The 23,216-nt window shown below is 30.1% G+C and carries 19 protein-coding genes and 1 tRNA gene; 7 read left to right on the top strand and 13 right to left on the bottom strand.

From position 1 onward, the window contains the following. Positions 1-10: 10 nt before the first annotated feature. The 4 genes from infB to J0H68_00875 all read right to left on the bottom strand — a co-directional run bounded on the left by infB (position 11) and on the right by J0H68_00875 (position 6,015). Positions 11-2,506 carry a translation initiation factor IF-2 gene (infB, locus tag J0H68_00890; GenBank protein ID MBN8827246.1) on the bottom strand — a complete coding sequence of 832 codons (2,496 nt, stop codon included), beginning with the start codon at positions 2,504-2,506 and terminating at the stop codon, positions 11-13. A gap of 154 nt (positions 2,507-2,660) precedes the next feature. Beyond that, complete coding sequence (locus J0H68_00885; GenBank protein MBN8827245.1) at positions 2,661-3,110, bottom strand: cupin domain-containing protein; 450 nt, start codon at positions 3,108-3,110, stop codon at positions 2,661-2,663. Between the two features lie 38 nt (positions 3,111-3,148). Continuing rightward, the gene (locus J0H68_00880; protein ID MBN8827244.1) at positions 3,149-4,399 is read right to left on the bottom strand and encodes a HAMP domain-containing histidine kinase; all 1,251 of its coding nucleotides are present in this window, start codon (positions 4,397-4,399) and stop codon (positions 3,149-3,151) included. Positions 4,400-4,542: 143 nt separating this feature from the next. Further along, positions 4,543-6,015 carry a sodium:solute symporter family protein gene (locus J0H68_00875; GenBank protein ID MBN8827243.1) on the bottom strand — a complete coding sequence of 491 codons (1,473 nt, stop codon included), beginning with the start codon at positions 6,013-6,015 and terminating at the stop codon, positions 4,543-4,545. 239 nt (positions 6,016-6,254) lie between these two features. On the opposite strand from J0H68_00875, the gene rbfA reads away from it, so the two are divergent. The 3 genes from rbfA to J0H68_00860 all read left to right on the top strand — a co-directional run bounded on the left by rbfA (position 6,255) and on the right by J0H68_00860 (position 7,591). Next, positions 6,255-6,626 (top strand): 30S ribosome-binding factor RbfA, encoded by a 372-nt coding sequence (gene rbfA, locus J0H68_00870; protein ID MBN8827242.1) that lies wholly within the window; start codon positions 6,255-6,257, stop codon positions 6,624-6,626. Between the two features lie 14 nt (positions 6,627-6,640). Beyond that, positions 6,641-7,393 (top strand): hypothetical protein, encoded by a 753-nt coding sequence (locus tag J0H68_00865; GenBank protein MBN8827241.1) that lies wholly within the window; start codon positions 6,641-6,643, stop codon positions 7,391-7,393. A gap of 121 nt (positions 7,394-7,514) precedes the next feature. Beyond that, a tRNA-Arg gene (locus J0H68_00860) sits at positions 7,515-7,591 on the top strand. A 635-nt stretch (positions 7,592-8,226) separates the two neighbouring features. Here J0H68_00860 and J0H68_00855 read toward each other — a convergent pair. From J0H68_00855 to J0H68_00830, 6 genes are all read right to left on the bottom strand, one after another. Beyond that, on the bottom strand, positions 8,227-9,069 hold the full coding sequence (locus J0H68_00855; GenBank protein ID MBN8827240.1) for an HNH endonuclease: 843 nt from the start codon (positions 9,067-9,069) through the stop codon (positions 8,227-8,229). After that, positions 9,056-9,757 carry an OmpA family protein gene (locus J0H68_00850; protein ID MBN8827239.1) on the bottom strand — a complete coding sequence of 234 codons (702 nt, stop codon included), beginning with the start codon at positions 9,755-9,757 and terminating at the stop codon, positions 9,056-9,058. The genes J0H68_00855 and J0H68_00850 overlap by 14 nt, the downstream gene beginning before the upstream one ends. Positions 9,758-9,765: 8 nt before the next feature. Beyond that, positions 9,766-11,091 carry a hypothetical protein gene (locus tag J0H68_00845; GenBank protein MBN8827238.1) on the bottom strand — a complete coding sequence of 442 codons (1,326 nt, stop codon included), beginning with the start codon at positions 11,089-11,091 and terminating at the stop codon, positions 9,766-9,768. Between the two features lie 324 nt (positions 11,092-11,415). Next, complete coding sequence (locus tag J0H68_00840) at positions 11,416-12,045, bottom strand: alternative oxidase (GenBank protein MBN8827237.1); 630 nt, start codon at positions 12,043-12,045, stop codon at positions 11,416-11,418. A gap of 11 nt (positions 12,046-12,056) precedes the next feature. Further along, positions 12,057-12,482, bottom strand: coding sequence for a group III truncated hemoglobin (locus J0H68_00835; protein MBN8827236.1), 426 nt, complete (start codon positions 12,480-12,482; stop codon positions 12,057-12,059). A gap of 118 nt (positions 12,483-12,600) precedes the next feature. Beyond that, a complete protein-coding gene (locus J0H68_00830) occupies positions 12,601-13,554 on the bottom strand; it encodes a hypothetical protein (GenBank protein ID MBN8827235.1) in 954 nt (317 codons plus the stop codon). Positions 13,555-13,730: 176 nt separating this feature from the next. Here J0H68_00830 and J0H68_00825 point away from each other — a divergent pair, with 176 nt between their 5' ends. The 3 genes from J0H68_00825 to J0H68_00815 are packed head-to-tail and all read left to right on the top strand — an operon-like array spanning position 13,731 to position 17,898. Next, positions 13,731-14,699 carry a GDP-mannose 4,6-dehydratase gene (locus tag J0H68_00825; GenBank protein MBN8827234.1) on the top strand — a complete coding sequence of 323 codons (969 nt, stop codon included), beginning with the start codon at positions 13,731-13,733 and terminating at the stop codon, positions 14,697-14,699. A gap of 27 nt (positions 14,700-14,726) precedes the next feature. Then, positions 14,727-16,448 (top strand): type I secretion system permease/ATPase, encoded by a 1,722-nt coding sequence (locus J0H68_00820; protein ID MBN8827233.1) that lies wholly within the window; start codon positions 14,727-14,729, stop codon positions 16,446-16,448. Further along, complete coding sequence (locus J0H68_00815; protein MBN8827232.1) at positions 16,441-17,898, top strand: HlyD family type I secretion periplasmic adaptor subunit; 1,458 nt, start codon at positions 16,441-16,443, stop codon at positions 17,896-17,898. Before J0H68_00820 ends, J0H68_00815 begins: the two co-directional genes overlap by 8 nt. 335 nt (positions 17,899-18,233) lie before the next feature. Here the strand turns inward: J0H68_00815 and holA are convergent, their stop codons facing one another. Beyond that, complete coding sequence (holA, locus tag J0H68_00810; GenBank protein MBN8827231.1) at positions 18,234-19,277, bottom strand: DNA polymerase III subunit delta; 1,044 nt, start codon at positions 19,275-19,277, stop codon at positions 18,234-18,236. Next, positions 19,274-19,768 (bottom strand): hypothetical protein, encoded by a 495-nt coding sequence (locus J0H68_00805; GenBank protein ID MBN8827230.1) that lies wholly within the window; start codon positions 19,766-19,768, stop codon positions 19,274-19,276. Before J0H68_00805 ends, holA begins: the two co-directional genes overlap by 4 nt. A 159-nt stretch (positions 19,769-19,927) precedes the next feature. Here J0H68_00805 and J0H68_00800 point away from each other — a divergent pair, with 159 nt between their 5' ends. Continuing rightward, positions 19,928-20,644 carry an alpha/beta fold hydrolase gene (locus J0H68_00800; GenBank protein ID MBN8827229.1) on the top strand — a complete coding sequence of 239 codons (717 nt, stop codon included), beginning with the start codon at positions 19,928-19,930 and terminating at the stop codon, positions 20,642-20,644. A 23-nt stretch (positions 20,645-20,667) separates the two neighbouring features. Here J0H68_00800 and J0H68_00795 read toward each other — a convergent pair whose 3' ends face one another. Further along, a complete protein-coding gene (locus J0H68_00795) occupies positions 20,668-23,175 on the bottom strand; it encodes a leucine--tRNA ligase (protein ID MBN8827228.1) in 2,508 nt (835 codons plus the stop codon). Positions 23,176-23,216 lie beyond the last annotated feature (41 nt).

Here is a 23,216-nt window from a genome sequence, read left to right as displayed (position 1 = left end):
CCCAATAAAACTATTGTAAAATTTGTTTTTCTTCAATAATCTCGAATGCTTCAAGAGTATCTTTTTCTCTTATATCATCATAATTTTCAAAGGCTACACCACATTCAAAGCCTTCTTTAACTTCTTTCACATCATCTTTGAAACGTTTAAGTGTTTTAAGTTTACCTTCATGAATTACGATATTATCACGAATAAGCCTTACGCCAGCACCACGTTTAATCATGCCACGTGTAACATAACATCCGGCAATTTTACCATATTTACTAGTATTAAACACCTGTCTGATTTCTGCATTTCCAATATATTCTTCTCTAAGAATTGGCGATAACATACCACTAACAAGTAATTTAACATCATCAATAAGGTTATAAATAATTGAGTAATATCTAATATCAATACCATCAACTTCCGCCATTTGACGAGCTGTAGCATTTGCTCTTACGTTAAATCCTAAAATTATCGCATTTGAAGCTTTTGCAAGAGTTACATCTGATTCAGTTATTCCACCAACTGCACTATGAAGAATTTTAACTCTTACTTCATTACTTACAATTTTTTGTAAAGAACCTGCAATAGCTTCTACAGAACCATGTACATCACCTTTAACAATAATAGGTAATTCTTTGATACCTTCACTTGGTGCACGTGCAAAAATTTCATGCAAGGTAGTAGTACGATTCATAATATTATTTTTAAGCTCACGAAGCTTGCGTGCTCTATATCCTGTAATTTCACGTGCTTGTTTTTCATTTGTTACTACGTTAAAAAGGTCGCCAGCCATAGGTGCTTCTGAAAGACCTACAACTTCAATTGGCATAGAAGGAGTAGCAATATCTATATGCTTACCTTTATCATTTATAATTCCTCTAACTTTACCTGAAGTCGCACCAGCTACAAGAATGTCACCCATTTTTAAAGTACCTTTTTGAACAAGTAAACTTGTAACAACACCACGGCCTTTATCAACTTTACTTTCTATTACTGTACCAGATGCTAAACGATTATAATTTGATTTAAGCTCCATCATTTCTGCTTGTAGTAAAATAGCATCTATAAGTTTATCTAGATTTAATTTTTGCTTAGCAGAAACATCTACAGCCATGATATCACCACCAAGATCTTCCACTACTAATCCATGACTTAAGAGTTCATTTCTTACTCTATAAGGATCTGCCTCTGGTTTATCAATTTTGTTTACTGCAATAATTATTGGTACTTCAGCAGCTTTAGCATGGTTAATAGCTTCTACAGTTTGAGCCATAATACCATCATCTGCAGCTACTACTAAAACTACTATATCCGTTACTTTAGCTCCACGTGAACGCATTGCAGAGAATGCTTCATGGCCTGGAGTATCTAGGAATGTAATAGAATCTTTTTCGTTAACATGAACTAAATGCGCACCAATATGCTGTGTAATGCCCCCTGCTTCACCTGACACGATATCGCTTGATCTTAAAGCGTCAAGAAGTGAGGTTTTACCATGATCCACATGCCCCATAACTGTTACGACAGGTGCACGTTTTTCCATTGTATTAACATCATCAGGCACGTCTGTTAAAACGTTTTCAACATCTGATTCTTGTACACGTTTAATTTTATGACCAAAAGTATCAATAATAAGTTCTGCAGTATCTGCGTCGATTGACTGGTTAATTGTCACCATCATACCGAGCTTCATTAATTCTCTAATAACATCTGAACTTTTTTCAGCCATACGAGAAGAAAGTTCCTGCACTGTGATTAATTCTGGAACTGTAACTTCCCTAACAATTTTTTCAGTTTGTTTTTGATTTGCTTGAATTTCATGACGTCTAGCTTTTTCTCTCGCTCTTCTTATAGAAGATAAGCTTCTTTTTCTTACAGGTTGTTCTTCATCTTCCTCATCTGAAATAAATCTAACGTCTAATTTATTTCCACGGAGACCTTTTATTTCAGTATATTTTTCTTTAACTTCTACTTTTTCACGAGCTTTTTCTTCTTTAGCTTTTACTTTTAATTCTTCTTCTTCAAAATTAGGCGATCTAATTTCAACTAAAGGTAATTTTGGTGAAACACCTGATTTTGGTTTTTCTTCTTCTTTATTAGCTACTGCCTTTGGTTGAGCTTTATTTTCTTCCATAACAGTAGAAGTAGATTTTGTTTCTAATTCACTTTCTTGTTCACTAGATTTTATTATTTTCTGATTTTCTTTTTCTTGTTCAACTTGTTGCTCTCTACGTTTTTGTTCATCATGTGCTGCTTGTTGAACAACTTTCATACGTAAACTAAGTTCTGATTCAGTAAGATTTAAATCAGATAATATGGCTTTTTTATTATCTTGCTCTTGTGTTTCATCTTTCTTACCTAAACCACGCTTCTTTTTAACTTCAACCGTAATGGTTTTAGCACCAGAAATATTTTTTTTAATTACTTCATTGCTTCCTGATGAAGGTGCGATGCCAACTTTTTCAGGATTTAATTTCAATGTTAATCTAGGTTTGTCGTTGCCTTTATTATCTGTCATATTATCTCGTATAATCTTACTTAATTTTATTAATGAGATAGGATAGCAAAATTTTAAAAAAATACTAGTAAAATATATGTTAATTACAAAGTAAAACCTTTTAATGATGAGAAAATTAGACTTTACCTTTAAAATACTTTACTTTTATTAGTACTTATTTAACATTCGCCACCGCTATTCTAACCCTAGTTAAAGTTTTAGTGCGATGCCCTTTTCCAGCGTTGTCTGCAGCAAATAGAATATCGCCAGCTTTAATAATTCTTTTTTCGCCATTACTTGCTGTAATTTCTGCTACACCTTCTAAAACCATAATATATTGTTGATTTATAGAATTATGATAACTAGTTTCAAATCCAGCATCAAATTCCATTAAATTCAAATGATTAATAGGATAATTACCTGAAGTCATAGCTTTAATACCAATAGGGGTAACGTTTATATCAATATCTTTAAAATAGGATTGATTATTGTTATCATTATATAACCCTATCATTTGCATTTTTTCATTTTTCACTATTTTATTATTTTGATAATTATTTGCTGCGCAATTTGAAAGAGTCAAAAGAATGGTAAATATAGCAAGTGATCGAGTAATTAATAACATTGTAGCTCTCCTTAGTTTTATATAAATATAATAAACTATTAATTTTCAACTTCAAATTTTAAATCTTTTGGAATTGCAAAATAAAATGTTGCTCCTTTATTTTTATTATTACTTGCCCACATTTTTCCTAAATGCGCCTCCACTATTTTACGAGATACCGATAAACTAAGACCTCGTCCATTTAAATGACTTTTAATATGTGAATTTGGAGTGAAAGGATTGAAAATTAAATCCAATTCTTCCTCAGGAAATCCTACACCTTCATCAGAAATACTAATTATTAAACCTCTAATAATACTTCCATCATCACGAGTTTCTTTACCTTCCTTTATAATAATAATTATATCACCATTATTAGAATATTTTATAGAATTTGAAATTAGGTTTCTAATAACCTGTTTTATTTTAAACCTATCTCCATCAATTGTATTAGAACTTGCTTCTAATTTAATTTGAACTTGCAAATCTTTTTTAAGTTTAAGTAAAGTATCTGTTTCCTCTAACACTTCTTTTATCAACTCTTCGATATCTATTCGTTCAAGATTTAAATTTACTTTGCCTGAATCCAATTTCGATAAATCCAACATATTATCTACAAAAGTATAAAATTTATCAACTGCACTATTCAGCTTTTCAAGGACTATCAACCTTTTTTCTTCGCTTAAATTACCCCAATTTTCATAAAGCCCCTTACAAAAGGCTATTATACCTGTAATAGGAATTCTAATTTCATGGCTTAGGTTTGTTAAAAATTCTTTTTTTAAAATTAAAGCTTCTTCAAGTTCTATGGTTCGCTCTTTAACCCTTTTTTCTAAAAAATCTACAATTGATTTTTGTATATGTTCTCTGTTTCTAGAAAATAACATACCTATAAGAGTTGAAAAGAAAGCTACATATAAGAATAAATATAATTTATGTGTATCACCAAATATAATTTTTAATTGGTTTTCTCCAAGTAAAAGCTTATTTAACCAATACCCTAAACTTGATCCTATACTTAATAAAACAACAAAACTTACCCAATCTACAAGCGTTGCAAGTAAAAACAGCGATAAAGCCATGTTGATAAGCCATTCATGCGAGCCATTATTATATAGAAATAAAAATGAGGTAAAGAATGACAAAGAATACATTAAAGTAAAATGCCAATATAAAGCTTGATAATATTGAAATTTTTTTGACCACATATCGTGAATTATAAGACCAAAAGATAGGACTCCTGCCGTAAATCTAAGTAAAATAGAAATATCTTGATTCAAAAAAGTAATATTACTTTTATCGGACCACATAAAATATGGTATGAAGAATGAGGTTATAGCAAACACACCATAGAGCTTATAATTTGCTCCATAATAAGCTACCCTTCTATTAGAAAATCTAGCTAGATTTTCTAAGGTTGGGAGATATTTATAATAATTTTCAAAAGATAAATTTAGCCTAAGACTTTTTTTTTATTGGTTGGCAAAAAATCAGTTGCTCCATCTTCCTGTTCATTAATTATAGGAATATATAATTTATCTCTTGCAAATTTATGATAATAATATGAAAGAAGCGTGAAAACTATTAAATTAGCAACAAGTCCTGGAATTACAGGCTCAATCTCAGTTTTATCTTCATAACCAAGTGCAGTCCATAATATTGCTGTACTAATTCCAACAATTGAACTAATCACAAAAGTCTGACTGTTTGATCTAATATTTATTACTGCAGCGGTCATTGGTACTACTACAATTGGCACCCAAAGCACCCAAGTTTTAAGCATTATATCAACAATACTTTCAAAACTTACTGCAACAAGTATTGCACTTATACCCATAATTAAGGAAGTAAATTTGGTAGTTACTAGTTCCTGCTTACTATTTAATGACTCTCTACGTAATGGATTAATAACATCGTGAATTAACGCTACGCTTGAAGTATTTAAATAAGAATCCGCGGTAGACATAATTACTGCAAGTAAGCCTGCTATTCCTAAACCCTTTATACCAGTTGGTAGATAGTTATTAATAACATAGTATAAAATATTATTTGGATCTAAATCCGGCTTAAGTACAAGTACAGATAAAGCTATTTGAGTACATACAAGGTAAAAAAGAATTAAAACTAAAGTAGCTCCATTAAATGAACCTGCCATTTGATATTTATCTTTTGACATCAATATTCTTTGTACAAAGCTTGGATCCCATGATGGAATTGCAAAAAAGACTATTAATAGTAGCAAATACTGGGTCGAATTTCCATATTCAGGTAATAATTTAAAATGTTCCGATGGAACCCTTGTTATAAGTTCTTTATATCCACCAACATGACCTAATAATACGTTAGCAATTAGCGGAATCGCTACAATAAAGAAGGCAAATTGAATTACGTCAGTGTAAGTTACTGCTTTAATACCACCAAAAGATGAATACATTACTACAATGCCTGCACCTATTATAATTCCTAATTCAGGAGAAATATTGAAAAACTCTTTAAATAAATATCCAACCGCTCCTAATTGCGCTCCAATAAGTCCCATGCAATAAAGCGCAGTACATAAGCCTGTAATAAGTCGTGCTTTCGGACCATACCATTTACCTAAAATCTCTGCCGCGCTGAAATTTCCTTTAAATTTGCCCATGTACGGTACAAAAAGTCGATAAATAAATATTTCTGCTACTTCACCCATGAAGATAAACATCCATATAATACCATGCTGATAGACTTTCTCATGAATGCCTATAGTTACTCCTGCCCCAATCCATGTGGCAGTAAATGTAGCTGTTAAAGCTGAGGTGGAAAATTTTCTATCCCCGATTGCAAATTCTTTCATATTTTTGATATTTCGGCCACTATACATACCTACAATTAAGGTAAGTAATAGATACAAAAATACTATTATGGAATCAACATTAAGCATTTGCATAAAATTCTCTTGGAAAATTAAATATTATCCTGAGCCTAAAACAATTTAATGAATTAATCAATAATTAGATATCACAAGTTTAATATTTTATTAATAACATGCTGAAAAATATATTAAAATTCTTTTTTAATGCATATGCTTTAAAACTTTATTTTAAATCAATAGTAAAACGTTAAAATCCTTGACAAATCCTGGGAAAAAGCTTATCTTGCAATTAATTTTTTCAGAGGTTTTACGTTATGACTTATCAACTCGAAAATTATTCTTCTAGGCAACTTAAAGCGTCTGAGAATATTAGAAAAGCATTAGCCGAAATATTTAACAGCGGAATGTTTATTGATGAAGCTTTATTTGAAAAATCAATAACTATTAGCAATGTTACAATTAGCGCTGATTTACAAAATGCCACAATATTTGTCTCTCAATTAATTAAAAAAGATAATGATGAAGAAAAATTAGTAGAATCCCTTAATTTATCTGTCCCAAGAATTAGGCAGCTTTTAGCTAAAAAAATCTATTTAAAGAGATTGCCTAACTTAACATTTAAAGCTGACCGAGGCATGGAAAAATCAGAAATTATAGCAAAAGTGATTAAAGAAATTCAAAATTAAAAGTAATTTATTTTATGGGACATACACCTAAACTCCTTAATCCATATAATAAATTTATTATTTCTGTAAAGGCAGACAACCAACTTTCTATAGAACAATTCTATTCTGCCAGCAATTCTTTAGAACGTAGCGTTCATTTAAGCTTTGAAGAAATACCTTATATTATTCAAATATGTGCCTATTCTTTAATAGCGAATAAATTTAAAAACAAAGAACTTTCAACTACAATTATGCTACCAGATCAAGATTATCAAATTTATATTCCCTGGATTTTTCAATTTACTTCTCAAGAGGCTAAAAATTTATTTTTAGAAAAATTCTTTAAACCTGATTTAAAAATTAATTTTACCCCTTTACCAAAATATGAATGGTTAAGGCTTAGATATTTTATTGGACCACTTACTTATGTAGGATTGCTGGTACATACATTTATATGCTCATATAAGAAAAATTTTGCCACTACGGTTTTTTGGGGTTTAATGTCAACATTAGGTTTATTTATTTCTCTATTTACTTCTTCATTTAGTTTAGAAAAAGATTTAGCACAAAACTCTAAAATATATATAGAAAATTTGTTAGAGGAATTAGGATTTAATGAGAATGAAAGTTATAAATTCGCTAATAAAATTATTAAAGAAGCTGGTAAACGTTTTTTACAAGCTGAATCAATTCATTTATCATATCAAGACACTGAAATATTCAATTTTAGGTTAACTGCTGAACCTACTTTAGAGCCGCCTTATATTCCAAGTAGTTTGCGTAGATAAATTCTATTTTAAATAAAACAATGTGTTCGTTTTTATAATAATAATATAATAAGCTATTTTACTTTAAATTACCTTTTTCTTGTTTAAAAAATAATTTTATGTTAATTAACCTTTATATTTTGGGGCCGTAGCTCAGCAGGATAGAGCATCAGATTCCTAATCTGAGGGTCGTGCGTTCGAATCGCGCCGGTCCCACCAAGGACTTGAGTTTAGTAGACACCTTAAATTCATTTGTCTTAACAAAGAAGCTAAAAATTACCTATTAGAGCAAATATAAATATAATAGAGAATCGTAAGTGCAGTTTTATTGTAATGAGGCATACGCGAAGCTTGAATAATTAAAAACTTTTTGTATAGCATTGGTTTTATGAAGTATAGTAATGACAAACTATTTATTGTTGTCGAAAATTAGCAAAAGCTGGCTTGTAGAATAATAAAAAACAATTGTACTATAGGAGTTTAGGAAAACCTTAAAGGCAGCCTAAACTGAGTACTAAGGCAATAATTTGCGCTTTAAAATTAAATGATCCCAAATGACGACTTATAAGTAAGCTATTTGATTTTACAACATTACTTTTATATGTTCTTATATAAAAGTAAATTAATTTTATAAAAAATTTAAATGTAAAAAATAATGCAAAAATTGGAATATAAAATTCATATACTCAAAAACACCAACCTCTATAGTTTTATTTAATTAACACGAAAACGGTTAAGAGGGCAATAAAACTTAATAAGTCTGCTAGAAAACTAACAAATAATTACATAGCAAATTTTTTTAGTACTTGTATTTTATATGGTAAATTTAGATATTATTCTCTCATATATTTATATTAAATTAACCAGGGACAATATTTTTTAATAAAAGCTTCATAATCTTTGCTATTTTTCATATGAACGTGGTTATATTGTTCTGAATGGCAATAATAACATAGTAGTTTTAAATTTTCTTCAGAGTTATCATATCGAATTGCATTAATATGATGAACGTGAAGATTTTTTAAATCATATCTAAGATTTAAGTTGCATTCTTCACAATTTGTCCCTCTTTTTTCAATAATTTTTTTACGAACTTCATCAAAATCTTTAGTATATTCATTTACTGGTGCAGTATCGGTTGTATGTTTTGGTAAGGTTTTAATTAAATTTTTAGGATAGACCTTAAAGAAATCTATAAGTGAAAATTCTTTAACTATTTTATTTTTTAATATCCAACTATCATGTGATGAGTACCCTTTCCATTTTAATTGACTTAAACACTTTTTACATACATCTAACTCTTCAGATTTTTCATATCCATTTGTATTAATAACAAATTTTTTATAGTTTTGATTAGATGCAACATATCTCTGGAATCTATTATTGGATTTCATTTCGGTTAATTTATCACAAAATGCTATGTGGAATCGAGGTAAGTCTCTTTTAAACATTACATCTCTTATATATACAACTACCCTTTGGCCTTTATAACCTAATGTACCGTCTGCTTCAGATATTATTTCAGCAAAGTCGTTTAATTCTATACCCTCTTTGCCAAGCTTTTCAATTAGTACTGGGTCAAGTAGTCTGGTGATTATTTGCTCTCCAGTGGATTCAATCAGCCTTGCCCCCATGCTATTTCTAAGCTTATTTAAAAATTCAAACTCAATTGGATTGTTAAGCTTAAAATTTATCATTTTTACTCTGAGATATAGATTTAGCAATTTGTGAAATTTTTTCATCTGAGTTGGTTATTATCTTAAATTCAACTCTTTGCGAAGCTAGCTCATCAATAATTCTACCATGTTCATCTTTAAATACAGGTCTTGAAGATGAAAGTCCATTAGCGGTAATTAACCTTCTTAACCATTGAATATCTTGTTTAACCGAGTTATGTTGCAATACATATTCTAAGGCGCTAGTGGTTCTTTCCTGAGAAAGTTTCATATTTTTAAAATATGCTTGCTCTAAAGTAGCATTTTCCCATCTTGGGGATGTATGACCTTCAATTCTTATTTCTTTAATATAATCTTTAAACCTTTCATTAGTTAAGATACTTATATACCTGGGTATAAATTCGTTGAGTATTTCTTTGAATTTAGGCTTAAGTGTAGCTTTACCTGTATCAAATAAAACCTCAGGATTTTTAAATTTTAAAGTCATATCTCCTAAAATTTCAGCATCCCATTCCTTAAGTTTATCGGCGAATTCTTCTTGTAATGCTCTTTTTAAATCTTCCCTTGTTTTTTCATATTCTTTTACTATAAGTGTAGTGGTTTGCTCTACCATACCCATATAAGATACAGCTATAAGCATAAATAACATCATTAGTCCTGTCATAAGGTCTGCTAAGGGAATCCAATAACCTTGTCCTTTTGCTGCCATAGTCATAATTACGCACCCTCAGCTATACGCACTATTTCACGTAAACGATCTGTGAGTGGAGAGTAATCTTCAACAAATTTTGCACTTAATGACGCAAGTTGTCTTCCAAGTCCTTCTAAAGCCTTATTTAACTCTTCTTGTAGCGCTGCGTCTAATGTTGTTACGCCACCTTTAATTATATTTAAGTTTTCATTGAGAGCCTTATTAATTTCTTCGTTATTTTCTTTCATTGTCTCAATTAACAGGTCTTTTAGCTGGATGTTAAATTGTGAAATTTGATTCTCAAGGTTTTTAGCCACCTGAGTGATTGAACTATTGAACGTGGTACTTAAGTACTCTACAGTTTTTTGCATGTCACTATAGTTCTTTTCAGTGTTATCTTTAAGCTTATTAGTTATTTTTATGCTTTCTTCAGATATTTGATTCATGCCGTTTTTAACATCATCAAGCATTCTATTTGCTTTTTCAGAAAACTCAGGCGTAACGTCTTTTAGTTTATTGAGTACTTCAGAAAGTGATTGTTGCTGTTTAAGTAATATATCTCTGTTATTTTCTAAGAAGCGAATTTGGTTTGACAAATCCTCAGCAATTTTGCTGAATGTTTCAGAATTATTAACAAAACTCTTCATTTCACTTACTGCAACTTTCATATTATCAGCTGTTTGTTGCTGGGCGTTCTTGATATTCTCTAACTCGTCTTTATATTGAACCTGCCATACAACCAGCTTTTCAACCGAATTATTAAGTTGTTTAAAGTTTTCACCAAATTGATCCGTTAGATTTTGATTAAAATCTCTTATAACTTCTTTAAGCGCTTCAATAACAGCTTTTTGGTTATTTTCAACCATATGAGCTGCGAAATCCTTGAACTCTTTTATCAATTCGTTGCTATTGTCTTTTTGCTCTTGCCTCATAAGTTTTAGATGAGTGAGTAATGTATCTTGTTCCGAACCAATTAATCCATCTTTTATTGATTGTAATATAGTTATTATGTTGTTATCATTGGCGGTGGAATTCTCAGAGTTGTCATCTGCTAAGTTTAATTTTTTTTGCTGTTTCCATCTAATAGCTAAAGCACCACTAATCCCGACGATTGAAGATATGAAGGCAAATTTTACTCCATCTAATAATGCAGGCATAGTATCTGCAAGGTTACCAGTATCAAGGTTATATAACGCAAAAACTATTGAAATAAAGCAACCTAGTATACCTAGAGTTGTTGATATTTCTGGACCATAGGATATAGAAAATTTATCAAATTTTTTGAAGTATGAGAAACAGCAACAAGCAATAGCTAATGCTATTATTATCTCTACAAATATATGAACCGCCATTTTTAATTACCCTTTTAATAGAAAATAGTTAAAGCGCTATCACATATTAATAAAATGTCAATAGCTTTGTTTTTATTAAAAGTTAATAATATGACTATATTTTGTAAAAATTAGATTTTTATACTTTTTGTAGGACACTTTGTAAGACACTAATCTATAAATATCTACAAAAAAAACACAAAACTCTATAATACAAAGATATCCTAAAAACCTTATAAATTTTTGTTATTAACGTTTGTGGGTAATGATGAAATATAATTTATAGGATTCCTAATCTGAGGGTCGTGCGTTCGAATCGCGCCGGTCCCACCATTAACACTTTATTTAAGCATTATCTTCTAACAATTCATTTGCAAACATATGATTAACATCACGATGTTCTGCCTCATCAGCGCGCACTACTAACACTACATCACGCAATTTAGCATCACTTGGTAATTTCCAGTAATCTATTGCAATTTGGGGAGCAGGAATGTTTTCAATAAGACCATTATCAATATCTTCTAAATAACTTGTATAACTTATTACAGCCTCTTCTTCAAAATAACCAACTAACCGATGTGCAGTTTTAGGAGAGATTATATACAATACAAAGAAAGCGTTAAAAAATACCCCTTGGGTTAGCAAAATTATTGCACGCTCTAACCAATTTGGCTTAGCAATTTCAATAAATGTCATTAGGTGCATACGTTCATTTTCGGCTTCATCTAATAATTTTTTAATCCAACCTTTATCATGGCATTGTTTACGTAAACATTTAAGGTGAATCAGCATTCCGCCGACCATTCCTGGTACTCCTGCAACGGTTTCGAGAACTACAGCTCTATGGCCATAGCGCTTTTTAAAAAATGAATCAGCAATCCAGCGTAGAAGCTTACACATACCCCTAGCAAACCTGTCGGAAAAATTAGCTGGAGTATGATGAACTGATAAATCAACCTTAATATTACTCATAAGTAAACCTTCTATAAAATTTCTTTTCCACGATAAAATTCAATTCCTTGCAAAAGACTATTTGCAATTTTTTTAGCTCTATCAATAAAAAATTCAGCAACTTCTTTGGAACATGTATTATATGCATTTTCTGTAAACAGACTTAACCATCTTTTGAAATGTTCTTCTTGAAGATTAGGTAAATTAATATGTTTTAGGAGTGGTTGACCTTTATAACGGCCAGTTCCAATAGCAATTCCTGACCAAAAGTCCCGCATAGTTTTTAAGTGCTCTTCCCAGTTATCACCTATTTTATCTTGAAAAATTGGCCCTAAAATTTTGTCATTTCTAACTTTTGAGTAGAAACTGTTGATTAGATTGGTAATTATATTTTCTGTAATATTTAACTTAGAAGTTATAATTGGAAAGTTAGAGTAATTACTTAATTTATCAGACATTTGCTTAAATTTTAAATATAAAGCTTTATTACTTTAATTAATAATTTAAGTATAGCAAATTAAATAATTTAGATCAATCATTCAGATAATTAGTAAAGAATAATTTTACAAAATATTACTACATTTTACTATTTTCAAGAGTACTAATTTTAGCTTTTTTAACTTCTTCTTGTGATCTTTTAAGCTCAGACTCAGCTGGTCTTTTATTTCTTTCACTGAATGTTGCAGGAGTTGAATCAGGAAGCACTTCTTGATTAATTATCTTTAATTCGTTAAGTCGTCTACTAAAAGCTTCAACAAAAATTTTATTATCCGATATCTCTTTAAAATTAAATTTTAAATTTTGTGAAATATGCATTTCCGCTAAAATATTTGCAACTTTAACAACGATATTCTCAGAATATTTAAATAATTGATATACAGGTCTTTCAATCAGTGTAGCTGGCATAATTGTAAAAATATTAGGTGAAGCTGTTGGAAGAATAATTTCTGGTACGAGAAATCTCTCTGCCTTTTCTCTTTCAATATATATATCATCAAAACTTAGTTTTATTACTTTTAAATTGGAAAGGTCTTTTAAATAATTCCAATCATTTTCATTAAGTAAAACGCAACTAGTTATATATAATTCTTCTAAAGTTTTAAGACTTGAAATTGATTTAAAACTTGTAAAGTCTGTACCTTCTAAGCCTAAAATTTTAATATTAGGGAAATTACTACTATTTAAAACTTCAAAATCGGTAATATCTGTTTCATTAAGAATTATAGTTTCTAGATTAGATAACTCTTTAATAATCTCTAAATTAGAAAAATTACTATCAGTAAGTTCCAGTTTAACCAATTTTTTTAATCCAGTTAAAACTTCCCAATTATCAATCTCACAATTGGTTAAAGTTAATTTTTTTAATTCTGTAAAATTAGTTAAGGCACTTAAATCGGTCAGATTTTCTAAAGTGAGAGAAAAAATCGTTTCAAAATTTACAATTAAGCTTGTAGCAGCTTTAAAATTTTCATCACCTTTAATTTGAAAATATTTTCCTTGTATCGATTCCTGAATGTTTTTGCTTTGCATCTTCTATTTTTTTTATAAAGATTAAATTACACACGAAAGCTAACAAACAATTTATTAACTTGCAAGCGTTAACAATTGGATAAAAGATATAATAAAAAAATTACTACATTTTTCCTTTAAAAATAACAAATTATCGTGTAACAATGAAGCGTTATAAAAATTAATAGATAAAAATTATGTCATACTTAATTACAGGAGCCGCAGGCTTTATAGGCTCATATCTTTGTAAAACTTTATGCGCTTCTAATAATGAGATCATTGGTATTGATAATTTTAACGATTACTACAATATTAACTTAAAACGCGCAAGATTAGTTCCCTTAGAAGAAAAAAATAATTTTATATTCTATGAAGTTGATATTAGAGATATTGATAAAATAGAAGAAATCGCTGAAAAACATAATGTAACTCACATAATTCATTTAGCTGCCCAACCTGGTGTTCGTTATTCTAAAGAAAAACCCTTCGAATATTCTAAGCTAAATGTTGATGGACATTTATGCATATTAGAAGTTGCTCGTAATTTAAAAACACTAAAACATTTAATATTTGCAAGTTCTAGCTCTGTTTATGGATTAGAAAACCCGGTTCCTTTTAAAGAAGATGCTAAACTAACCTCTCCTGCTTCTTTATATTCCGCTACTAAAATTGCTGGAGAATCAATGGGTTATTGCTATGCAAGCCAATATAATATTCCGATTACTGCCTTAAGATTTTTTACAGTATATGGCCCATTCGGACGCCCTGATATGGCGGTTTTCTCCTTCACAAGATCGATAAGTTTAGGAGAACCTATTGTATTATATGAAAAAGGAAATCTTAAAAGAGATTTTACTTACATAGACGACATAATCAATGGTATAATTAAGGTTATACCTAAAATACCAAATACAAAAACCGTTCCTTTTGACGTATATAATTTAGGTAATAATAAAAGTGAATACGTAAAAGACATGGTTAGATATATTGAAGAAGCATTGGGTAAAAAAGCTCTTATAGAATTTAAACCTATGTTTAAAGGTGACATGTTTGAGACATATGCTGATATAAAAAAGGCAAAAAAGGAATTAGGGTTTGAGCCAAAAACCTCACTTAAAGAAGGAATAAATAAGTTTGTAGAATGGTATAAAGATTTTAAATATTAGTATTGTAATAGTTTAAGTAGTATATGTATGAATCCTAGTCAGCCCAAAAATAACGATAAAGACTCTAATAACCTTCTTGTAATTTTAACACAAAAAGCCAAAGTTGCCCTTTCCTTTTGTTTGTTATTTGGATTTGTAAGCAATCTTCTTATGCTTGCTTTACCAATTTATTCATTACAAGTACTTGATCGTGTTATTTCCAGTGGTAGTTACGATACTTTATTAATGCTTACCCTTGTAGTTGGGAGCTCAGTCCTTGCAATGGTAATGTTAAATTCTGCCCGTACTGTTACTTTAAGGGGAGTTGCAAATTGGTTAGATCAGCAATTATCTAAAGAAATATTTACTAGAGCCATACATTTTACAATCTCTAATCGCGGTGCTTCAACCTCAATTTTCTTTAGAGAATTAGAAAATCTTAAAAACTTTATTAGTGGTAATGGATTAACAATTTTAATTGATGCGCCTTGGGCTATCATATTTGTTATAATCCTTTTTGTAATTCATCCTGTAAATGGATTTCTAACTGTTTTTGGCGCGTTTGTTTTAATTGGCCTTGCTCTCTATTCAGAAAGAACAACTAAACAGCTATTTGATAGCGCTAATGAAAACTTCAATAGAAGTATGATGCAAATGGATATTGTTTCACGTAATTCTGAAATAGTTACAGCCATGGGCATGATGGAAAATATATATAAATATTGGCATAATAGAACTAATAAAGGACAAAATTTAAAAGAATTAGCAGCAGATAGAGCCAATTTCCTTGGTAATATTACTAAATTTATGCGTTATTTAATTCAAATTGCAGTAACAGGCCTTGGAGCTTTTTTAGTTTTAAAAGGTGAAATGACAACAGGTGGAATGATCGCAGGTTCAATTTTAGTAGGTCGTGCACTTGCACCATTTGAATCAATTGTAGCATCATGGAAAAATGTTATTTTAACTAGAAAATCTTACGAAAAATTAAAAAACTTTTTAGCTGTAAATCCATTTATTGGTCAAAGTATAAACTTACCTGAGCCCACCGGAAAAATAGATGTAACTAATTTAGTTTATTCTCCTTCGCCTAACCATAGACCTATTATTAAAAATGTGAGTTTCAGCTTAAACCAAGGTGATGTACTTGCAATTATTGGGGAAAGTGCTGCAGGAAAATCAACTTTAGCAAGACTTTTAGTTGGTGTTCTTCCACCACTTCAAGGCAATGTAATGCTTGATGGTATTGATATTTTTAAATGGAATCATGCTCCTGGTGAATTTAGTTGCGGTAAATATATTGGTTATCTACCACAGGATATTGAGTTATTTAATGGCTCTATAAAAACTAATATTGCAAGAATGGAAGCGCAGCCTGATGATGACCTTGTTATTCAAGCAGCACAAATGGCTGAAGTTCATGATATGATTGTTAAAATGCCTGAAGGATACAATACAAAAATTGGCTTTGAAGGCACTAGCCTTTCAGGAGGTCAAAAACAAAGAGTAGGACTTGCACGTTCATTTTATGGTAATCCTAAATTATTAGTTCTTGATGAGCCAAATGCGAATCTTGATCAAAGTGGTGAAGCTGCTTTATTTAAAGCAGTTCAAAAAGTAAAAGAAAAAGGTATTACAACTATTCTTATTTCTCATAGATATTCAATTTTGCAAGCCGTAGATAAAATTTTGATATTAAAAGAAGGTCAGGTAGTCGATTTTGGCGAAAGAGATAAAATATTAGAGAAAATTGTAGTTAAGAATGGATAATATGAAGAAATTTGATCTTAAAAAAATTGATAAACAACAAGTGAATAGAATAGCAAATAAAGTATTTATTTTCTTAAGAAAAACCTATTTTTTAGTAAAGTCTCACCTTGAAAGTTATAATATATTTAATTTAGAAAAATTTGAAAATGATAAACAATCTCTTTCATTAATCCAATTAATTACTCCCGGAGTTAGATATGGATTATATATTGTTGGAGCATTCGTTGCATTTTTCTTATTATGGGGTGGTTTCGCACCAATTAATAGCGCTATTGTTGCACATGGTACCATTATTCCAAGTGGGCATTTAAAGGTAGTTCAGCATTTGCAAGGCGGTATTATTGAAAGAATATTAGTCAATGAGGGTGATATTGTTAAGAAGGGTGACCCGTTAATTGAACTTTCTAAAACTCAAGCAAAAGCAAAATTACAAGTTGTTATAAATCAATATACCGCAAAGAAAATTTCCGAAGCTCGTATTTTAAGTGAGAAAGAAGAAAAAGATGAGCTTATTTTACCATATGATTTGAAAATTGATATGGAAAACGAAGATGTTAAAAAATTTTTTGATGCTGAAAAAAGCGTACTTAAAAATAATAAAGATAGTTTAAAAGGTCAAATTGGACTTTATGAACAACAGATTTCAATAGCTGAAGACCATATTAAAAGCTTAGAGTCGCAAGTAAAAGCAACTGAGCATCAAAAAACCTTAGTAAATGAAGAATTAACTAATGTTCAAATATTGTTTAACAAGCAATTAGTGCAAAAAACTCGCTTACTTTCTTTACAGAAAAATCTTTCAGAGCTTGATATTAGAATTACAGAATATTATTCCCAAATAAATAAAAGCCGTGAATCAATTAATGAAGTTAAACTTAAAATTGAACAAATTAAGCAAAACAGACAAAGGGAACTCGCTTCTGAATTAAAGGAAGTAGAACAACACTTGGCTTCCCTTAAGGAAGAACTTGATGCAGCGCAAGACATTGAAACAAGAACTAAAATTACAGCTCCTGAAGATGGAGTTGTAACACATCTAAGATATCATACCGAAGGTGGAGTAATTCCTCCTGGCCAACCGATTATGGAAATTGTTCCTACAAATGCAACTTTAATTGTTGAAGCGAGAGTAATGCCTCAAGATATTGATGTTGTTCGTGAAGGACAGGAAACTAAAATTATGATTACAGCTTTTAAAGCACGATTTACTCCTAGAATTTCTGGTACATTAAAATATGTTTCTGCTGATAGAATTTCTGATGAAAGATCAAATCAAGCTTATTACTTAGCAAGAGTTGAAATTAATCAAGAGGAAGTAAAGCAACTTGGTAAAACGCTTTTACCTGGTATGCCTGCTGAAGTATTCATTGTAACTGGCGAAAGAACATTCCTCGAATATTTCTTAAGCCCAATAACCAATAGTTTAAGGCACGCATTTAATGAAAAATAATGCATGCTATTTGGTTTATTAGCTTATTAGAAACTAACATTTAGAGATTTTATAATATAAAGATATTAAAATTAAAGCTTTAGATAATTTAAATTTACCATTATGAGTAATAACTTAAAAAGTAGAAGTTTAAGTATAGGCTAGCCTATTTTAATTAAATTAAAATCCTAAATTCTTTTTCTGCGCAGAAATTATAGATAAGATTTATGCATAAGCTCAAATTCCAGTAAAAGCTTATACATGGTTTACATATTAATAAACTAAAAATTTTCTGTCAAATTTCAACTTTAACTTTTTATATTGAATATTCAAAGTCTTAGAAATGTACAAAAAATTTATTTTAACTTAATCATTTCAGGTAAAGTGTTTTTATCATTAACAATATCTGCAATTGAGAAAATTTTGTTTTTAAGCACTATATGAATGGTTCCTGTAGTTTTAAAAAGCTTTTCAGCTTCATTTAAGATCATTACTATCTTACGTATTTTTTCAACAGTCAAATTATTAACCTGAGTCGCTATAGTTTTTTGATGCTTAAAAAAAACTGGTGGTCTTAAAGTTTTCATAGCATCGAAAACTGCTGCTCCCGACATTACTTTTTCTTTTAATTCAAGTAATCTAAAAGAATGATTAAGCATAAAACGAATTATACTAATTAAACTTTCATTTAAAATGGCTTGCTCAAATCGTTCAATAACATAGGGTAAATTACCATTAAATAATTCATATATAAAACTATCTATAGCTATATCAGTTTCTGAACCAATTAATTCTTCAATATTTTCTATAGTTACTTCGTGGCTTTTCGTTAATAATAACAGTTTATTTAGCTCATTTTCAACAATAAGCCTATTACCATTTAATCTTGATTCTAAAAATTCAATTATTTCATTTGAAACTTTAATTTGGTGTTTATTGAAAAATTGTTGAATAAATACTTTTATTTGAGTTGCATCATCTTTATAACAAGGGATAGCTGCAAAACTTTGAGAATCTTCAAAATATTTCCTCAAACTACTATTTGGTGGAAGATCATCAGCAATAATAATTATAAATTCATTATTGGAGATCATTTCTAATGCTTTCTTAAGCCACATTGGAATAGAATTAGGAGCATTTTTTATTATAATAAGTTTTCTACCTGAGAAAAAGGTAGCAGATGTAATAGCATTAAATAGCTTATTTTCATCTTCTTTCAATTCATCAAAATAATATTCAAAGTACCTAAATTGATCAATTTTCTCACCAAAAAATTGCTTTTTAAGTCTATTCATTCGTATTGAGGATAAACCATAGTCAGGGCCATACAATAACAACCCATTTCCTTTATTCAAAGCAGTTTGTAAAAAACTTTCAATTTGATTAGAAGTTATTCTCATTTTTCCTCAACTAGTGCTCTAAGTAATTTATTAACAATAATAGTACTTAAACCTAAAGCTGCATTATCGACAGAATTCCTACGCGTTATATATTCGTTATATGGTGAATCAAGATTACTATAGGAATCAGTATTTTCTATCATCTCTTCAATTAACACTTTACCTGTAATGTTATTTACCAACTTTAAATGTGCATTTAGAACAATTGTTTTACGAGTTGCTTCACCTGTTTTTATAAATAACACTCCTACTTCATTTTTTTTAACATTTGCTGTTAAAGTATATTTTTTAGGTAAATCCTGACGACAATAACCATTTAAATAAACATCTAAATGTCTTGCAAGCGCTCGAGCTTCTTCTGAATTTATAGGATATGTAAAATCAACTTGGCTTAAGGCGCAAGAAGCATTGTGATCAAGCGTTCCATAAAGTGGACGCAATGTACATGAAGTTAAAAGAATAATTACTAAGAAAATAATATTTTTTTGCATATTTTATATAATAAATTTAATGGCTAATGGTTTGGACAACAGATTGTAGCTGATTATACCTTTGAGCTCAAGAGATGTGTGATAATAAATTTTCTTTAAGACATAATTAAAAACTAGTATAATGAAATCTTAAGAATTAACTAAAAATGTAAAAAGTTTATGAGTGTAATTATTCTTATTCATGGCGCCTGGCATGGAGCTTGGTGTTGGAAATATATTAAGCCTTTATTAGAAGAGAAAGGGCATATAGTAATTACGCCAGATTTACCTGGCCTTGGTGAAGATAAAACTTCTTCATCATCCGTCACAATGCAAATGTATATTAATTTTATAAGTGAAATAGTTAATAGCCAACATGAAAAAGTTATATTAGTTGGCCATAGCCTTGCAGGAGTCATTATTTCTGGTGTAGCTGAAGCAATTCCTGATAAGATCAAAAAACTTATTTATTTATGCGCTTTTTACGTACAAAATAATGAATCAATACAAGATGTTGTTAATAATAAATATATTTGTAAAAATATTTTAGAATTTGATTTTTACGAAAATGGGAAATTGTTAAGTGTAAAAGATCACCTTTTGATTCCAAGTTTTTACAATAAATGTAATATAGAAGATATTGATTTTTCGAAACAGTCTTTACGCCCCCAATCAAGTGAGCCATTTGCTGCACGAATTAAACTAAGTAAAGAAAAATATGGTTCTATTCCAAAAATTTATATTGAATGTATTTTTGATGGTGGCCTTCCTATAGAAGTACAACGTAAAATGGTTAAGGAACAACCTTGCAAAGTTTATTCATTAGAAACAGATCACTCCCCATTCTTTTCTACCCCAAAAAAATTAGTACAAATTTTAGATAAAGAAGCAAAGTAAAAATTTACTTTGCTTCTCGATAATTAAATTACAATATTAACAATTTTATTAGGTACAATAATAATTTTCTTTGGTTCTTTACCCTCTACATGTTTTACAACATTTTCTTGCGAAAGAGCTTGCTTTTCAATCTCTTCTTTTGGTAAATCTTTTTTAATATCAATGGTTGCTCTAAGTTTTCCATTTACTTGCACTGCAAGCGTTACAATATCTTCAACCAAATATTCTTCTTTAGCAATTGGCCAAGATTCTTCTGTAAGAACAGAATTAAAGCCAAATATTTGCCAAATTTCTTCAGCAATATGTGGAACTAATGGAGAAAGAAGTTTAACAAAGTTACTAAAGCCATCAAAAATTGCATCTTTAACTTTAGGAGAAGCTTTATCAAATTCGTATTCAAATAATAAATTACTATATTCTCTAAGTCTTGCAACCGACCTGTTAAAATTAAATTCCTTAAGATCTTTAGTAATATTATGGATTAATTTATGACAAGAAGTAATTATTTTACTCACATCTTTATCATTGATATCAAGCTCATTTTCTTTTTTATAGCCTTGTAATTTAACAGCAAAAGAGTAAAGACGTTTTAAATATCTATATGCCCCATCAATTCCACTTTCACTCCAAATTAAATCTTTTTCTGGCGGGCTATCAGAAAGCATAAATAGCCTTGCAGTATCAGCACCAAAATTCATTAAAATATGTTCAGGGTCCACCGTATTACGCCTTGATTTACTCATTTTTTCAATACGTCCAATAATTACATCTTGGCCTGTATCTTTATGACGCGCTTTACCGTTTTCAATAATAACTTCTTCTGGGTACAACCATTTTCCGTCTTGGTCTTTATACGTTTCATGACATACCATTCCTTGAGTAAGAAGAGCAGAAAATGGCTCTTTTACATTCCAATATCCACATTTATTCATTGCTTTCGTAAAGAAGCGAGCATAAAGTAAATGTAGTACTGCATGTTCAACACCACCAATATATTGATCAACAGACATCCAATAATCGCAATCTTCTTTACTTATCGGATCATTAACGTCTGGATTACAAAATCTGCCAAAATACCAAGATGATTCAAAGAAAGTATCGAAAGTATCCGTTTCCCTTCTTGCATCTTTATTACATTCAGGGCATTTAACTTTTGACCATGTTGGATGATGAACAAGCGGGTTACCTGGTTTTTCAAAACTTACATCTTCAGGAATCTCAACAGGTAAATCTTTTTCAGGTACTGGAACCACGCCGCACGCATCACAATATATAACTGGAATTGGGCAACCCCAATATCTTTGACGTGACACACCCCAATCTCTTAAACGATAATTAGTAACTTGCTTACCAAGATTATTTTTTACTAAATAATCTGTCATATGAGGAATGGCTTCTTCAGGCGACATACCATTTAAAAAGCTTGAATTAATTAGCTTTCCTTCTTCATCAATTATTTCAACTATAGGAATATTATATTTAGTCGCAAGTTCTCTATCTCTTTCATCATCACCAGGACATCCATAAATTGCTCCTGCTCCATATGATGATAAAATATAATTAGCAACATAAACTGGTAATTTGATATTTTCATCTAATGGGTGAATTGCTTCTAAAGTAGTTTTATAACCTTTCTTTTCAGCTTTCTCAATCACCTCTTCTGCTGTCCCACCTTGCTTACATTCCTTGATAAATAAAGCTAGTTGATGGTCATTTGCTGCAAGCTCTTCAGCTAACGGATGATCTGGCGCAATAGCAACAAAAGTTGCACCGAAAAGTGCATCAGGGCGACTTGTATGAACTTCAAGCTCACGATTTAATTTAGGTATAGGAAAATGTAAAGAAATTCTATTTACCTTACCAATCCATTTTTCTTGCATAAGCCTTACATGTTCAGGCCAGTTTGGAAGATTTTTTAATTCATTTAATAAATCTTCAGCAAAATCTGTAATTTTTAAAAACCATTGAGTAAGTTTTTTACGCTCAACAACCGCTCCAGATCTCCAACCACGCCCATCAATTACCTGCTCATTTGCAAGAACAGTATTATCAACAGGATCCCAGTTAACCTCGGCTTCTTTTCTATATGCAAGGCCGTTTTTATAAAAATCTAAAAATATTTTTTGTTCATGTTTATAGTAATTTGAAGAACAAGAAGCAATCTCACGTGACCAATCGTACGAAAATCCAATTTTCTTTAATTCTGCACGCATATTCTCGATATTTTGATAAGTCCATTTTGCTGGATGAGTTTTACGTTCAATAGCAGCATTTTCAGCAGGTAAACCAAAAGCATCCCATCCCATCGGGTGTAAGACATTAAACCCTTCCATTTTTTTATAACGAGCAACAACATCGCCTAAGGTGTAATTTCTCAAATGCCCCATGTGAATTTTTCCTGAAGGGTAAGGAAACATTTCTAAAACATAATATTTCTTTTTAGATTTATCGGTTTTACTTTTAAAAATCTGTTTTTCATCCCAGATTTTCTGCCATTTTGATTCAATATTCTTATGGTCATAGTCTTGCATAAACTACCTTCAGGTAATAAAAATTATTAAATTATTATGAT

This window comes from Sphingobacteriia bacterium, from assembly GCA_017304685.1.
Lineage (GTDB): Bacteria > Pseudomonadota > Alphaproteobacteria > Rickettsiales > 33-17 > JAFKLR01.
Note: the sequence above shows the minus strand (reverse complement) of the source record. Positions and strands in the feature narration are given on the sequence as shown.